We start from the raw sequence: 16,041 nt of genomic DNA on the forward strand, positions 1-16,041 counted from the left end.
AGCGCGGCTCGATCGCTCGACCACCTCGCCGAACGAGCGGTTCTGGGGTAGCGTCCGCGGTCCCATGTCCAACGAAGCGAGCGATCTCCTGCTCGAAATCGGCGTCGAGGAGCTCCCCTCGTCGTTTGTCGAGGCCGCGCTCCGCGCGCTCCCGGATCTCGCAACGAAGCGCCTCGCGGAGCTCAGGCTCCGCCACGGCGCGGTGCGCGCGCTCGGCACCCCGCGTCGGCTCGCGCTGCTCGTCTCCGGGGTCGCGGCGCGCCAGCCGGACCTCGAGGAGGAGGTCACCGGCCCGCCGGTCAAGGCGGCTTTCAAGGACGGCGCGCCCACGAAGGCGGCCGAGGCGTTCGCGCAGAAGCTCGGCTGTACCGTCGCGGATCTGCGCCGCGTCGCGGGGCCGAAGGGCGAGTACCTCGCGGGCACCCGCCGCGAGGCCGGCAGGCCCGCGGCCGAGCTGCTCCCGGAGGTCCTGGCGTCGCTCGTCGCGGCCATCCCCTTCCGCAAGTCGATGCGCTGGGGGCAGGGAGATTTCGCGTTCGGCCGCCCCATCCAGTGGCTGGTCGCGCTCTCCGGCGGCGAGGTCATCCCCGTCGAGATCGCCGGCATCCGCAGCGGGCGCGCGAGCCGCGGCCACCGCTTCCTCGCGCCGGGCGAGATCGCGATCGGCGCCGCGAAGGACTACGTCGAGGCGATGCGCGCGGCGCACGTGCTCGTCGACCCCGAGGCGCGCGCGCAGCTCATGCGCGAGCGCCTGCTCGCCGCGGCGCGGGACGCGGGCGGCGTGCTGATCGAGGACGACTTCCTGATCGGCGAGAACCTCTCCCTCGTGGAGGAGCCGCACGTCATCGTCGGCAGCTTCGAGGAGCGGTTCCTCGAGCTGCCGGAGCGGGTGATCCTCGAGGTCGCGCGCGGCCACCAGCGCTACTTCGGCGTCCGCGACGCGAGGACGGGGGCGCTGCTCCCGCGGTACCTGGCGGTCGTGAACACCGCGGAGGCGCCCGAGAAGATCAAGCGCGGCAACGACAACACGATGCGCTCGCGCCTGTCGGACGCGCAGTTCTTCTACCGGGAGGACGTCAAGATCCCGCTCGCGAACCGCCGCGAGAAGCTCGGCGGGATCGTGTTCCAGAAGCGGCTCGGCAGCGTGCTGGCGAAGGCCGAGCGCGTCGAGCGGCTCGCCCGCGAGCTCGGCCTGCTCCTGATGCTGCCCGAGCAGACGCTGGTGGCGGCGGCCTCGGGGGCGCACCTCGCGAAGTGCGATCTCGTCGCGCTGATGGTGGGCGAGTTCCCCGAGCTCCAGGGCGAGATGGGGCGGGCGTACGCGCTCGCCCAGGGGGTCAGCCCGGAGGTGGCCGACGTCGTCCGCGATCACTACCTGCCCAAGGGCGCCGCGGACGCGACGGCGCCGACGAACGCCGGCGCGCTTGTCGCGATGGCCGATCGGCTCGACACGCTGGTCGGCTGCTTCGCGATCGGGCTCGTCCCCACGAGCACCGCCGACCCGTACGGGCTGCGCCGCGCGTGCCTCGGCGTGCTGCGCACGCTCCTGGATCGCGATCTCGATCTGCGCCTCGGCGCCGCGTTCGGCGCCGCCTACGACGGCTACGCCGGGGTGGAGCTCAACGTCGCGCGCGACGAGCTCGCGACCCGCCTCGGCGAGTTCTTCTCCGAGCGGCTGCGGGGCCTGCTCTCCGACCGGCTCCCGCAGGACGCGGTCCTCGCGTGCTTGCGCGTCGCCGCGGATCGCCCGCTCGATCTCAGGGCCCGCGTGCGCGCGATCGACGCGCTGAGCCCGGAGGTCCGCGCGCGGGTAGGCGAGGTCTTCAAGCGGGCCACGAACATCGCCGACAAGGCGCCTGCCGGCGAGCCGGTGGCGCCGTTCGGGCAGGACGTGCACCCGAGCGAGACGGCGCTCTTCGCGGGGTACCTCACGCTGCGCGAGCAGATCGCGTCGGACGTCCGGAGCGGCTCGTACGACACAGCGTTCAGGGCGGTGGCGGACTTCGCCCCGCTCTTGCACCAGTACTTCATCGACGTGTTCGTGATGACCGACGACGCGGCCGTGCGGGACAACCGGCTGCGGCTGATGCGCGCCCTGTCGGAGACCTGCGGGAGCCTGGCCAGGCTGGAGCTCCTCGGCGAGGCGCCGCGCGCGGCGTCGTAGCGAAGCCTGTTTTCGCGGCTCCTGTTGCGTCCCTAGCTCCACCCACCAGGAGTCCGGCCAGGGACACCGCTCATAGAAGTGCCTGAAGGTGACGGTGGGAGCACCCCACACGATCGGCTTGACACGTTGCGGCGCGCTCTGGTGACCTAGCCGGTCGCGTCATGCATCTGGTCAACGCAACCGCCGTCCCCGCCAAGCTGATGACGTCGCGCCTCTTCGGCGCGACCCACCGCATCGGCATGGTGGTGGCCAAAGCGACGTTCCGCATCGGGCCGCGCGGGACCGAGCTCGACACGCAAGATCCCTGGCCGCTGCTCGACGAAGATCGCGCGACCGAGCTCGGCCTCGTGCCGCGCGACGATCTGCCGCGGCGCGACGACGCCTTCGAGGTCGTCCTGCTCGGCGCGGCGCACACGGTCGACGGCAGGCCGATCGACCGGAGGACCGTGTCCCTCGCCGTCGGCGACGAGCGGCGCGAGCTCCTGGTCTCCGGAGATCGCACCTGGGAGCGCGGCGGCAGCCCGCGGATCAGCGCGCCGGTGCCGTTCACCCGGATGCCCCTGACCCACGAGCGCGCCTTCGGGGGAACGGTGGAGGTCGAGGTCGACCGGGAGGCGTTCGTCGAGGCGATGGACGCCCGCAACCGCGCCGGGCGCGGCTTCGATCCCGCGCCCGCCGTGAGGTCGCTCGTGGAGATGCTGAATCCGCCCGAGGGCTACCCGCGTTACGACGAGATCCGCCGGCTACCCAACATCGAAGATCCCAGGGCGCCGATCGGCCGCCCGGAGGACTCGCCGGTTCCGGCGTACTGGGGCGCGGTGCCGGTCGACTCCGCCCTCCAGGCGGCGCGCACCGTGGCGCCGCCGCCCGCGGGATCCGCGCCGGGGCTGCCCGAGCTCGGTGAAGGCGCGTATCACCGGGCGCACCCGCAATGGGTCATCGCGCTCCCGCCGGCGAGGAGCACGGTGACCATGACGGGGCTGACGCCGGGGCCGGAGCCGCTCTCGTTCGCGCTTCCGGCGGTGCGGATCTTCGTCGACTACGTGTCCGGGATCCGCACCGGTACACGCGAGCTTCGGCCCCACGCGCTCGTCCTGCTCCCGGAGGAGCGACGCTTCTACCTCGTGTTCCGCCACGCCTTCACCTACGAATACCCCAGCGCGGAGCGCTCGATGCGGCTGCGCGTCGAGCGGGGCGGCTGGTACAAGCCGGCCGGCCGAGGAGCATGAGACATGGTGATTCCCGTTCCCGTCACCCGGTCGAACGATCTGAGCGCGGGCTCCTCGAGCCACCTTTTCCTGGCGATCCCGCCCGCGCCGCCGCCGACGTTCGTGCCTGCGCTCGAGATCCCGATCCCGCACGGGTGGCCGCCGGGCGAGAGCGCGGGAAGGGTCCAGAAGACGACGACCGTCTTCGCCAACGGCAGGAACGTGATGCTCGATCAGCACGATTGCGGGCCCCTCGTAGCGCAGATCACAATCCCGCCGGCGAACTCGTTCATCCCGATGCAGCTCTTGCAGTCGAAGCGCGCGGTGATCGTGACCTGCTTCTCCGTCCGGATGAACGGGAAGACGACGGCGTGCACGAGCCATTGGCCGCCGCTCCCGCTGCTCACCTGCGGTCAGCCGATGTCGATGCCCGCGACGTTCACGTTCACCAACGTATGCACGAACGTCCACGTCGGTATGTCAGGAACCGACCTGATCGGCGGGATCGTCCGGACAGCCGCCACGATGGCTATCGAGCGCTACTACGTCAGGACGCCTGGGGTGAGCCTGACGGCGCAGGAGGAGTCCGAGAAGAGCCTCGCTGGAGCCGCCGCGAGCCTCCTCGCGAGCGTCGTTCAACACGCGCTCGATCCGCGGTATCCGATGCGCGTCGATGCCACGACGAAGGGTCCCTTCGGCACCGAGATCAAGATGAGCGTCTCTGCGGGATCTGCGGACACGCGCAATGATCCACAGAAGTTCTCGATCAGCATCGAGAAGAAGTGGGAAGATCCACTCAAGCGCAGCGCGGCGAGCATCGGCGCCTCCGGCGAGTACACGTGGGACGCCGGCGGCGACACGACCAAGGAGGGGTACAAGGGCCAGGTCGGCGTCGCGACGGCGGCTCCTGGCCTCGGCGGTAAGGCGACCGCCGGCGGCGAGTACCACCCCGACGCTCCCGAGGGACAGCGTGGCAAGGCGACGTTCAAGAAAGAAGCGGCGACGCCCTTCGGGTCGGAGTCCGAGCAGAGGGACTACAACCCCGGAGCCCCTGACGGACAACGGACATCGAGCCAAACGGAGACGGTGGCGAAGACCTGGAGCGGCGATCGGCGGACGACCACGGTGAACAACCCCGACGGAAGCAGGACGACCACCGTCGTCGAGAACAGCGACGGCAAGATCACCCTGACGACCCGTAAAGAGCCGGGTGAATCCATGGCGCTCCCGGAGCAGGCTGGCCGCGGCGGCAGCCCGCCCCGTGCCGTGGGCACACCGGCATCCGACGTCTGGGGTCCTCCGCTGTGAGCATCGAACGCACCCCCGCGCGCGAGGCGTATGACGCCGTCCTCGAGCTCGGCCCCTGGGAGGGGGTTCGACCGACGGCGTACGTGCTGGTGAAGAAGACGTTCACGATCGCCGGGCGGCAATGCGCGCCCGCGCCGCCGCGACCTCTGCTCAACGATCCCCGGGACGAGCGGCTCGCCCCGCGCCTCCCCGCCGGCGTCGATTTCTGGCCGAGCAAGGCGGCGACCGACTTCATCGTCCGCGGCGCCGCGTACGCGCCCTCTGGCCGGCCGACGGGGCAGATGCTCGTGGAGGCCTCCATCGGCGCCACGTCGAAGCGCATCGCGGTCTTCGGCCGGCGAGAGATCCGCTGGACCGCTGGAGGTAGGCCGGTCATCGACGACCCAGAGCCGTTCACCGTCATGCCGGTGATCTGGGAGCTCGCCTACGGCGGCACCGATACACGCGTGGAGCTCCGGGGCGAGGTGTCCCTGTCGCAGCTCGCGCTGGCGTCGATGGGCGCGGATCACCCGGGCATGTACCCGCGGAATCCGCTCGGCAAGGGCTACCTCGTCGATCCCGCGCCGCTCCATGGAGCCGAGATGCCGAACCTCGAAGATCCGCTCGATCGGCTCACGCCCGAGCGGCTCGTGACCGGCGACCCGGCGCTCTGGTACCGGCAGCCGCTCCCCGCGTGCTTCGACTTCGTGCCTCCTCTCGCGTTCCCGCGCCACCTCGGCTTCGGGCCCTCGGTCGAGCCGTGGTTCCCCGCGCCGGACGATGAGCGCTCGCCCGAGGTGCGCCTCGGTGTGCTCCCGGCAGGCTACCGTGCTGCGCGCGAGCCCGGGGTCTCGCGCCGGTTGTGCCAGGAGGCGCCGCAGGGCTTCGTGCGCGACGCGGTGCGCGGCGACGAGGTCGTCCGCGTCGACGGCATGCACGCGGAGCGGCCCTCTGTCGAGTTCACATTGCCCGGCTCACCGTCGATCGAGTTCACGCTGGAAGGCCGCCGCGTGCCCGCCGCCCCCCGCATCCATACGATCGTCGTCGAGCCCGCCGTCGAGCGCGTCTCCCTCGTCTACGGGGCCACGGTGGATCTGCCGCGCACCTTCATCCCGGGCATCCACAAGCACATCCCGGTCGCGGTGACGGTCGATGGCGATCGGCCCATCCACTACGAGGCTCCCCGCACGATGCGCGAGCGGATGTCATCGAGGCATGAGCCGCGGGAGCGAACATGAGTTACCGAGCCGCCACGTCCTCGCTGGCCGACGATCTCGCGTGGAACCGGGGGGGCTACATCTCGCCAGCGCAGCGAGCCGCGCTCGATCGGGCGGCTTCGGTCCGGATGAAAGGCGGAGCGTGGCGGGCCCTCGTCGCCGGCCTCATCGGCCCGCCCACGGCCGCCGCGGCCATGCTGCCGGAGCTCAGGCCCGGCAACGAGAACGCGAAGGTAGCTCTGATGTCGATGGCAATCCTCCTTGCGTTCGCCCTCGGGTGGGCAGCGATGCTGCTGCGCGCAGCGATACGCCGCGCAGCGCTCCGCTCCGACATCGCCGCTGGCCAGGTGGTGGCGCTGACCGGTCGCGTCATCTGGCGAGCGGGCATCTCTCGTAACGACTATGCTCTCGAGCCAACGGACGGGACGCCGCCCGTCCTCGCCGGATGGGCACCGCTCCCCCCCGGGCCGTACCGCGCCTATTGCCTTCCTCGCTCCCGGGTCGTCACCGCCGCCGAGTCGACCGTCGTCCCCGGAGGCGTCTGGTCCATCTCGCTCACCGATCCCAGACAGATGGGGCTCAGCTTCCGCTTCACCCGGAGCGCGGGCAGGACGCTCGCCGAGCCGTTCTCCGCAGCGCCGTACATCGGCGACCGCGTCGAGCTGCTCCGCGCCGTGGCGGCTGCGCTCGATTTCGACGCCGAGGATCTCGGGCACAACCGGCAGGGCACCACGTCGCCACGGCAGGTGCGCCGGCGCCTCGCCTCCGCGGCCGTTCCCTTCGTGCTCATCACCAGCCTCGGGCTGGTCCCGGCGACGTTCGCGACGGTCGCCCTCGGACTTTTCCCATCGATCCTCGCCATACCTATCCTTCTCGCCGCGATCATTTGCATCTGGATCCGTCGTGATGTGCTCACGAGGCGCGTTCGTTGCGTGGAGGGCGTCGTGGAGCGCCACGTGATCAATGCGGTGACGGCTGGGGATTTGAATAATCTCTATTGGCTCTTGATCCATGGCGACAGGATCCCTGTCCCCAGGAAATTGTTTCGAGCCATCGTGCCCAGGCTGCGATACCGGCTCTATCTTTGGGAGAGCACGGGAAGAGCGCTCAGCGCGGAGCTCGCGGACGCTCCGTCGACCCACCCCGGCGGCGCCCCGCGCGCTGACAGAGCGGCCAGCCACGGAGGACGGCCGTGAGCCCCGGGGACATGCCTCCCTGGCTCGCCGATGACATCGCGCGGAACCGCGCGGGGCGGCTCTCCGCGGCGCAGCGAGCCTTGCTCGAGAGGCTCGTAGCGGTCCGGCGACTCGAAACAGGGGGGGCGGTGATCGCCGCGGTGGTGTTTGCCGCCGTCCTGCTCGCCCTCGCGCAAAGGGATCTGAGGCATGATCTCGCCGTACAGCTCATCTGTGCGTTCATGGCAGCAGGCGGCCTGGCGACGATGTGGACGCCAGTGCGCCTCGGCCGCCTCCGCGCCCTCCTCCGTGCGGACATCGCCGCTGGCGACGTCGTCGTGTTGCCCGGCCGCGTCGTCTGGCGCGCGCGTCGCTTCGGCAGCGACTACGTGATGGAGGCGGCGGACGGGTCGGCGCCTGTCCATGCCGGCTCGGCGCCGCTCCCGCCTGGGCCTTACCGCGGCTATCTCCTCCCGCGCTCCCGGCTGCTGATCGCCGCCGAATCGACCGTCGTCCCGGGGGGCGCTTGGTCCATCTCGCTCGGCGTCCCTGACGAACACCTGGGGCTCTTCCATAGACGCGCTGGGACGATCGCGCTCGCGCAGCCTTTCCCCCTCGCGCCGCACATCGGCGACCGCGCCGAGCTGCTCCGCGCGCTCGCTGGCGCGCTCGGGTTCGACGCCGAGGATCTCGATCACAACCGCCGAGGAATGATGTCCCCGCGGCAGGTGCGCCGGCGTCTCATGTCGCCGTTCGGCATCCTGGCCGTCGTCGCGTTCGCAACGGCCATCTCGGCGGTGATCGAGCACGTCATGGAGCGCCGTGTCCCCTTCACGATCATCGGTCCCGCTGCCGTGGGCGCCGTCCTCTATTATCTCTGGGCGATCCGCGACCTGTTCACGCGGCGCGTGGCAACCGTGGACGGTCTTGTGAGGCGTCACGTCCAGGTCAGGGCGAGCCCCTACGAGTCGAGGCAGTGGGAGCACTTTCATTACTTCGTCGTCGAGCAGGGAAGGTTTCGGGTAAAAGAGCAGGCCTATCGCGCCCTGGTGCCCGATCTTCCTTACCGGCTCTACATGGCCAGGCAGACGGGTACCCTCCTGAGCGTCGATCCCCTGGACACGTCATCGGCCCCTCCCCTCGGCGCCCCGCGCCCGCAAGCAGCCTGGAAGGCGGTGTGACCCATGCAGCGCAGCTCTGACCGCGAAACCTCCGTCCTCTACGAAGCGCCCTCCCCCGTCGACGAGCTCGTCGCCGCCTCCCCGCCGCGCCCCGACGAAGCGCCGCCCGAGCCGATCACGGGCCTGCGCCCGGGCGAGGTGCTCGTCGGCGAGTGCCTCGACGCGCGGCACCCCACGCTGACCGGCCGGCTCCTCGTCCGCTGGACGACCTCCCGCGGCGCGCACGAGCGCTGGTTGCCGTCGCTCCACGGCCTCGCCGTACGCGCGCAGGATCGCGTGCTCGTCTCCCAGCCATCCAACTGGCCAGAGCCCCTCGTGACCGGCGTCGTCGACGGCTTCGCCTTGCGGCCAGAGCCCCCGCTCGCCGAGGCCGCGCGCCTCACCCTCCACGGCGACGAGGCGCTGCGGGTCGCCGCCGCCGACGGCAAGCCGCTCGTCGAGGTGTTCGCCTCCGAGACAGGCCCCGTGATCCGGCTCATGACCGAGGACGCCGACATCGAGCTGAAGGGCGCGCTCCGCATCAGCGCGAGGAGCATCGATCTCGTCGCGCGGCAAGGCGAGGTGCGGGTGAACGCGGCCGACGACGTGATCGTGCAAGGCGAGAACATCCACCTGAACTGACACCGGAGACGGCGGGAGAACAACCAGCATGGCCAGCGACTTCACCTTCGCCTGGGAAGGGGCGAACCTCTCCGACGACGGCCCGTGGCACCACCTCCGCGTGCTGGAGATCCGCGGGCGCGAGGCGATCAGCGCGCTCTATTCGTTCGAGATCGATCTCGTGCGCCCGCACCACACGCCGGACGTCGACGTGACCGATCTCGTGGGAAGACCCGCCTCGCTGCGGATCGCGACGAAAGACAACCCGCCTTTCCGGCTCGTCCACGGGCAGATCGCGGCCGCCGAGGAGCTCGGCGAGGTCCAGCTGGGCACGCGGTACCGCGTCACCCTCGCGCCGCCGCTCTGGCGCGCGACGATGCTGAAGAAGAGCATCATCTACCTGGACAAGACGATTCAACAGATCGTCGAGCAAGCGCTCACCCGCACCTCGTGGGGCGCCGGGCTCGTCCCCTCGTCGTCCCAGCCGGCCGAGGACGACGGCGACGAGAGCGCGTTCCGCCCGGCCAGGGCGACCTTCGCCTGGCGCGTCATCGACATGGGCCGGATCGCCGACGTGGCGGCGCGGCCGTACTGCGTGCAATACCAGGAGAGCGACCTCGACTTCGTCTCTCGCCTCCTCGAGGAAGAGGGTATCTCGTACCACTTCGAGCACACGAAGGCCGAGTGCATCCTGGTGCTCATCGACAACGACGGGGGCCGCCCGCGGCTCGACCCTGCGCGGCCGCTCGGCCCGGGCCTGCTCGGGCGGGAGGTCAGCGACGTCCGGATGGGGAGCCGGGTGCGTCCGACGTCGGTCGTCCTGAGCGACTACAACTGGCGCAAGCCGAAGCTCGATCTCCTCGCGTCCGCGCCGGCCGGCGCCACCGATGCCGCCGTGTACGAGCACCCGGGCCGCTACGAGGAGTCGAAGGAGACGGGCGAGCGCCTCGCCGAGCAGCGGGCCCAGCGCCTCGCCGCCGAGCGGGCGTGGGCGACGGCGAGCGGGGCGTGCCGGCTGCTGGGCGCCGGGGCGATGTTCACGCTCGAGCACCCGACCTCGAAATGGAACGGGTCCTATCTCGTCACCGCGATGGAGCACCTCGCGCACGAGCGCGGCCACTTCGCGGCGGGAGGCGGCGAGCAGGAGCCGTATCGGTGCCGCTTCGAGGCCGTCCGCTGCGGCCAGGACGGGGAAGAGGCCGCGTCGCGCTTCGTCCCTGCCCGGATCACGCCGCGGCCGCGGATCCACGGCAGCCAGACGGCGATCGTCACCGCGGAGCCGTCCGATCCGGAGGCCGAGATCAACGTCGGAGGGCCCTCGGCCATCGGCTGCGTGCGCGTGCGCTTCCACTGGGACATCGACGTGGGCCGCCACGAGAGGGAGGCGACGTCGTGCTGGGTGCGCGTCAGCCAGATGTTCGCCGGCGGGCGCGGGCACGGCGCGGTCTGGCACCCGCGCGTCGGCGACGAGGTGGTCGTCGACTTCCTCGAAGGCGACCCCGACCGGCCGCTGATCACGGGGCGCGTGTACAACGGGATCAACCTCCCGCCGGAGAACGCGACGAAGCGCCCGACGTACAGCGCCATCAAGAGCTACACGAGCCCGTTCGACGGCAACTACAACCTGCTGTCGTTCGAGGACGCCCGGGGCGAGGAGGAGATCCGCCTGCACGCGGCGCGCGATCTCACGACGGAGATCACCCGCAACGCGAGCCGGACCGTCGGGGTCGACGACGCGACCGAGGTGGGCGGGGACCAGAGCACCCGCGTGGCCGGATCCCAGTCGACGAGCGCGGGATCCATCGCGCAGAGCGCCGGGACCACGGTCGGCGTCCACTCCGGCACCGGGATGACGCTCTCGGCCGGGACGACGTTCGTCGGCTCGGCCGGCGGGAACATGTCGCTCGGCGCGAGCGGCAACAACACCCTCACGGCCGGATCCCACCTGTCGCTGGGCGCGCCGATCATCGAGATCACGGGCGAAGGGAACATCAACGTGGACGCCCCCTGGATCGACATCAAGGGAGGCCCGAAGCTCCGGGCCGGCGCCGCGCTCGTCGAGGTCAATGGCGGCGCGACCGTCCTGATCAACGGCGGAAGCTCGATCTCGATCAAGGGCGGCACGATCAACGTCTCCGGAGGGACGGTCAACGTCACCGGAGATGGGACCGTGACGATCAAGGGCGCGGTCGTGAACCTCAACAGCTGATCGGCTCGACCGGAGAGGACGCGCGCCGGAGGAACCAGGAAGATGGCGAGAGACGCAACGAAGGCGTCCGGAACGACACCGGCCGATCCCCCCGAGACGACGCACGGCGGGCTGACCATCGAGCGGTATGGCGAGATCTCCGCGCACCTGCGCCGCTTCCCGCGATCCGCCAAGGCGGAGGTCCTCGCCCGCCTGAACGTCGCGGACGCGGACTGGGACGCCGCTGTGTGCGGGTGGACCGACGCGCTCGCCGACGAGTGCGCCGACGGCGGCGAGGCCCTCTCGAACCGCTTCTGCCAGGCCTTCGCCGCCGAGGCGCGCCTTCGGCGCGAGCAGCCGGCGCTCGCGTCGCTCGGCGCGCTGCCGGCAGCGATCGCGCCGGCGCTGGTGGCGGTCCCGCCGGGCATGCGGCACTTCACGAGCCTGCGGGAGACCGTGGAGGCCTCGTCCGACGCGTTGCGCAGACCGGCGCTCCCGTTCGCGCCCCGCGCGCCCGGAGGCCCTGGCGAGGGCGACGCGCGCGCGACATCCCTCGCGGATCGCGCTCGGTCGTCGACGTCGCCTGCCCGAGTCGCGGCCCCGCCCGGGGGCGAGACCGCCGACCTGTCGACCGCCGTGGCCTCGGCGCTCGGCCAGCAGGATCCGCTGCCCTTCCCCAGGGCGCCCGCCGGCGCTGCACCCCCCGCCGCGGTGCTGTCGCTCCAGCGACATGCGGCGATGTGCGCGGAGATCGCGATAGCCCCCGACAAAGCGCCGGAGATCATCGCGCGTTACGGGCTGACGGAGGCGACACGAGCGCAGGCGGATGAGCACTGGCGAGCACGGATCGCGGCGGAGGCAGCGACGGGGGAGGCATGGCGGCGGGCCTATATGCTCCACCGGGACTGGCTGCTGGGCCGCTCCTCCTGAGAGGGCCCGGATCGACGCCGGGAGCGCGCCTGACGCCTGCACGCTCGCCAGGAGCTGCGGTACCGTCCGCCCCCATGCCGGGATCTCCGCCCTATCCGTTTGCGTTCTTCGGGGCAGCGCCGAGCGACTGGTTCGACCTCGAAGGGGACCTGTTCTCCTACGAGCTCTGCTTCGTGGCGCCCCCGGACGCGGCCGCGCGGCGCGCCGTCGGCGAGGCGTGGGAGCGGGCGCTCGACGCGCGCGCGGTGGAGCGCTGCGAGCCCTTCCAGTGGGCCGATCGCTGGGCGCTCGTGCGCGTGCGGCCGGCGGGGTGGAGCAAGGCGTGCGTCGCCGACATGGCGCGCGCGGTCCAGCAGGCCCTCGCCGCGGTGCACGGCGCGCACCCGATCGAGGCGGCCTCCCTGGCCGAGGCGATCGAGAGCGACAGCGACTGGGACGCCTGGTCCACCGAGCAACGACCCGAGCCCCCGACGGGCCCGAGGTGGCCCGTCGAGCTGCCCCGCTTCGGCGGAGGCGAGCGCTTCGAGGCCGCGTGCGCGGTGGATCCGGCGGTCGAAGCCGCGCGCGAGGCGGCGCGCGCCGCGCCCCCCGAGGAGGAGCGCTCGTCGGCGAGCACGGCGGGCGACGACCACGACGCGGGCGAGGCGGACGAGGAGGCCAGCGACGACGACGACACGCCCAGGGTCATCTCCGGCGGGCTCCGGCTGGAGCGCCTGCCGGGGTACAAGGCGCCCGAGCTTCCCGACGAGCAACGGAAGCTCTTCGGGCGGAGCGGCGAGGTGCAGATCGCGCCGAACGGCCTCGTCTTCGGCGTCGCCAAGCCGAAGCGAAAGCCGCCTGTCGCCGCGTGGATCGAGCGCGGCGAGCTCCGCACCGCGCAGGGCGATCCGCTCGCCACCACGACCGACGCTCACGTCGCCGCGCGCGACGACGGCGGCGCGGCGCTGATCGCGGAGGATTCGGAGGCCGTATGGGAGGTCGTGTTCGCGGAGGGCTCCGTGCGGCGCCTCTTCGAGCACGACGAGCCCTTCTCCGACGTCGCCTACGGCCCGGAGGGCCGGGTGCTCGTGCTCGCGGGCTCGATCGACGCCTACCGGCGGGAGGGTTCGGACGTCGCGCTCGAGGGGCGCTGGGACCTCGACGGCTACGGGATGCAGTCGGTGTTCGGCGGACGCCTGCTCCTCGTGAAGTGCTTCGACGACGAGGACGAGAGCGCGGACGGCGTGACGATCCTCGGCTACGACGGATCCACGATGCGCCGGCTGGCCCGCGTGCGCATCTCGATCGGCGACATCGTGATCGAAGGCGCCCGCGTCACGGTGGAGGACGGCAGCGAGTACTACGCGCTGCTCGGCCTGGAGGAGCTCGCCGCGCGCTTCGCCGCGCAGCCGGACGCCTTCCCCGAGCTGAAGAAGCGCAACCCCGGCGACGAGGACGAGGACGGAGACGAGGACGAGAGCGCCTCCGGCGAGGGCGACGAGGACGAGGAATCCCGGCCAGAGGTGCTGGAGGGCGCGCTCCACCTGGAGCGGCGGAGGTCGCGCGAGGTGCCGCCGGAGCCCGAGATCGAGCGCGCGGAGCGCGAGCTGTTCGGGTCGGCCTCGTGCGTCGCGGTGGCGCCCGGCGGCCGCGTCTACGGCGTCGCGAAGCTCCGGCGCAAGCCGGCGACGGCCGCCTGGGTCGAGGGCGGGGAGCTCAAGCGCGCCGAGGGCGAGGCGCTGCCCAGCCCCCACGGCTACATCGCCGCGCGGGAGGACGGCGGCGCGGTGCTGTACGGGTTCGACTACAAGCTCGTCGCCGAGCTCTCCTTCGCGGACGGCAAGCTGCGCCGCCTCTTCGAGCACGAGGCGTCGATCTCCGACATCGCCTACGGCCCGGAGGGCCGCGTCATCCTCGCCACGGGCGAGTCCCTCGACGTCTACCGCCGCGAGGGAGAGGGCGCCGTCCTCGAGCAGCGCTGGGACGTGAACGGTTACGGCCTGACCCCCGCCTTCGGCGGCCGGCTGCTCCTCGTCAAGATCTACGAGGGCGAGGACTCCGAGGACGGGCTGACCCTCGTCGGCTTCGACGGGAGCAAGCTGCGCCGCGTGGGCCGCGTGAAGGCCTCCGTGGGCGACGTCCGGATCGCCGAGGGCCGGGCCTTCATGGATCACATCGGCGACACCTACGAGCTGCTCGGCCTCGACACGCTTGTCGAGCGGCTCGCCACGACCCCCGACGCGTTCCCCGAGGTCGCCGTGTACACGCCGTCCGAGGGGAACGACGACGACGAGGCGCCGGCGTCAGGCCCGAGGAAGGCGCCCGAGGAGTACGCCATCGAGCCCGCGCCGGGCCGCGTCGGCGTGCGCTACCTGGGCAAGCAGCGCCCGCTGCCGGAGGACGAGGAGGACGTGCCGAAGGACGTGCGCGCGCGCTTCGGAGCGGGCGCGCGGGAGCTCGAGCGCTACCGCCCCGCCGACGTGTACATCGGGTGGAAGAAGGAAGCCCGGCGCTCCTTCGTCTTCGCCGTGCTGAAGGACGGGGAGCTCATCGAGACCGCGGTGAAGGCGAGCTCCCCCTCGTCGACGGGCCTTGTGAGCGCGGATCGGAGCGCCGCGCTCGTGGCGACCGACGGCGACGCCAAGCTCTGGTGGGTGGACCTCCCGCACGGCAAGCCGATCCTCGTGCACGACTTCAGCAAGGAGGAGAGCGAGGACGAGATCTACACGCTCGAGGCGCTCGCCTCCGGGCGGGTGATCGTCGGCACCTCGTCGGAGACCTGGATCTTCTCGGTCAGCGGCGGCGCCTCCAGGCTGGAGGCGCGCGGCGACCTGGATCTGCGCGTCGTGGAGAGCGCCGCGGGGGGCCGCGTGGCCGTGCTGGAGGTCTCCGAAGGCAAGCCCATCCGGGTCTGGGGCGTCTACGACGACGGCGTCCGCACGCTCGCCGAGCTCGATCCGGAGCCCCTCAGCTTCGAGCCGAGCGCCGATGGCAAGTTCTTCTTCGAGGCCGTGAATCGCCTTGGCTGGTATGAGCTCGTCCACCTCGAAGATGCCTGGGAGGCCGGGCGCCGTGACGCCTCTGGCGAGCGCTACCCGCGCGTGGCGCTCGCGCCGAAGCCCCCCGAGCAGGACGAGGACGACGGCGAGGACAGCGAGGACGGCGACAGCGACGACGACGAGGATCCGCAATCCGTGGAGTGAAGGCGGCCGCTACCCGCCGTCAGGCCATCACGCTCGTCCAGCCTCGCGCCGTCCGGCCGCTCGACGCCATCGAGAGCAGCCGGCTCACGCGCTCCTCGGTCGTCGGGTGCGTCGAGAACCACTTCAGCACCGAGCCAGCCCCGGCCAGCGGGTTGACGATGAAGAGGCTGGCCGTCGCCGGGCGCGCCGCCTCGGGGGGCACGAGCGCCACGCCGTGCTCCAGCTTGGACAGCGCGCTGGCGAGCGCCTCCGGATCCCCGGACAGCTTCGCGCCGAGCTCGTCCGCCATGTATTCGCGCGACCGCGAGATGCCGAGCTGCACGAGGGTCGCCGCGATCGGCGCCACGATCGCGAGGGCCAGCCCGCCGAGCGGGCTCGCGCCTTCCTCGTCGTCCGACGCCCCGCCGAATATCCCGGCGAAGCTCACGGCATGGGCCACCCACGTGATGCCCGAGGCGAACGCGGCCGCGATCGTCGATACCAGGATATCGCGGTTCTTGATGTGCGCGATCTCGTGGGCCAGCACGCCGCGCAGCTCACGCTCGCTCAGGAGCTGCATGATGCCCTCGGTCACCGCCACGACGCCGTGCTCCGGGTTGCGCCCCGTGGCGAAGGCGTTCGGCTGCGCGTCCGGGATGACATAGACGCGGGGCTTCGGGATCCCCGCCCGACTCGAGAGCTCCTCCACCATCCGGTGCAGCCCCGGGGCCTCGAAGGGCGAGACCTCGGCGGCTCGGTGCACCGCGAGCACGATGCGGTCGGACATGAAATACGCACCCAGGTTCATCGCGAGCGCGAGCACGCCGAACAAGACGAGGTACCCGGGCCCCAGCGCCCCGCCGATGGACACCAGGATTGCCGACATGACGCCGAGCAACAGGATCGTCTTGATCTGATTCTTCATGAACT

General features: G+C 71.7%; 11 protein-coding genes. 10 read left to right on the top strand and 1 reads right to left on the bottom strand.

Annotation, left to right across the window (positions count from 1 at the left end; genetic code table 11):
- Positions 1–64 precede the first annotated feature (64 nt).
- The 10 genes from glyS to WMF44_RS43115 all read left to right on the top strand — a co-directional run bounded on the left by glyS (position 65) and on the right by WMF44_RS43115 (position 15,132).
- The gene (gene glyS / locus WMF44_RS43070) at positions 65–2,164 is read left to right on the top strand and encodes a glycine--tRNA ligase subunit beta (protein ID WP_437295846.1); all 2,100 of its coding nucleotides are present in this window, start codon (positions 65–67) and stop codon (positions 2,162–2,164) included.
- 161 nt (positions 2,165–2,325) lie between these two features.
- On the top strand, positions 2,326–3,393 hold the full coding sequence (locus WMF44_RS43075; RefSeq protein ID WP_437295847.1) for a DUF2169 family type VI secretion system accessory protein: 1,068 nt from the start codon (positions 2,326–2,328) through the stop codon (positions 3,391–3,393).
- 3 nt (positions 3,394–3,396) lie between these two features.
- A complete protein-coding gene (locus WMF44_RS43080; protein WP_437295848.1) occupies positions 3,397–4,680 on the top strand; it encodes a hypothetical protein in 1,284 nt (427 codons plus the stop codon).
- The gene (locus WMF44_RS43085; RefSeq protein WP_437295849.1) at positions 4,677–5,897 is read left to right on the top strand and encodes a DUF2169 family type VI secretion system accessory protein; all 1,221 of its coding nucleotides are present in this window, start codon (positions 4,677–4,679) and stop codon (positions 5,895–5,897) included. Before WMF44_RS43080 ends, WMF44_RS43085 begins: the two co-directional genes overlap by 4 nt.
- The gene (locus tag WMF44_RS43090) at positions 5,894–7,072 is read left to right on the top strand and encodes a hypothetical protein (RefSeq protein WP_437295850.1); all 1,179 of its coding nucleotides are present in this window, start codon (positions 5,894–5,896) and stop codon (positions 7,070–7,072) included. The genes WMF44_RS43085 and WMF44_RS43090 overlap by 4 nt, the downstream gene beginning before the upstream one ends.
- Positions 7,069–8,232 carry a hypothetical protein gene (locus WMF44_RS43095; RefSeq protein WP_437295851.1) on the top strand — a complete coding sequence of 388 codons (1,164 nt, stop codon included), beginning with the start codon at positions 7,069–7,071 and terminating at the stop codon, positions 8,230–8,232. Before WMF44_RS43090 ends, WMF44_RS43095 begins: the two co-directional genes overlap by 4 nt.
- Positions 8,233–8,235: 3 nt before the next feature.
- On the top strand, positions 8,236–8,853 hold the full coding sequence (locus WMF44_RS43100; RefSeq protein ID WP_437295852.1) for a hypothetical protein: 618 nt from the start codon (positions 8,236–8,238) through the stop codon (positions 8,851–8,853).
- 28 nt (positions 8,854–8,881) lie between these two features.
- Positions 8,882–11,041: a type VI secretion system Vgr family protein gene (locus WMF44_RS43105; protein ID WP_437295853.1), complete on the top strand. Its 2,160-nt coding sequence runs from the start codon at positions 8,882–8,884 to the stop codon at positions 11,039–11,041.
- Positions 11,042–11,083: 42 nt separating this feature from the next.
- Complete coding sequence (locus tag WMF44_RS43110; RefSeq protein WP_437295854.1) at positions 11,084–11,950, top strand: hypothetical protein; 867 nt, start codon at positions 11,084–11,086, stop codon at positions 11,948–11,950.
- Between the two features lie 74 nt (positions 11,951–12,024).
- Positions 12,025–15,132 carry a hypothetical protein gene (locus WMF44_RS43115; RefSeq protein WP_437295855.1) on the top strand — a complete coding sequence of 1,036 codons (3,108 nt, stop codon included), beginning with the start codon at positions 12,025–12,027 and terminating at the stop codon, positions 15,130–15,132.
- A 19-nt stretch (positions 15,133–15,151) separates the two neighbouring features.
- Here the strand turns inward: WMF44_RS43115 and WMF44_RS43120 are convergent, their stop codons facing one another.
- Positions 15,152–16,036 (bottom strand): zinc metalloprotease HtpX, encoded by an 885-nt coding sequence (locus WMF44_RS43120; RefSeq protein ID WP_437295856.1) that lies wholly within the window; start codon positions 16,034–16,036, stop codon positions 15,152–15,154.
- Positions 16,037–16,041 lie beyond the last annotated feature (5 nt).

This window comes from Sorangium sp. So ce426 (genome assembly GCF_051475585.1).
Taxonomy (GTDB): Bacteria; Myxococcota_A; Polyangia; order Polyangiales; family Polyangiaceae; genus Sorangium; species Sorangium cellulosum_B.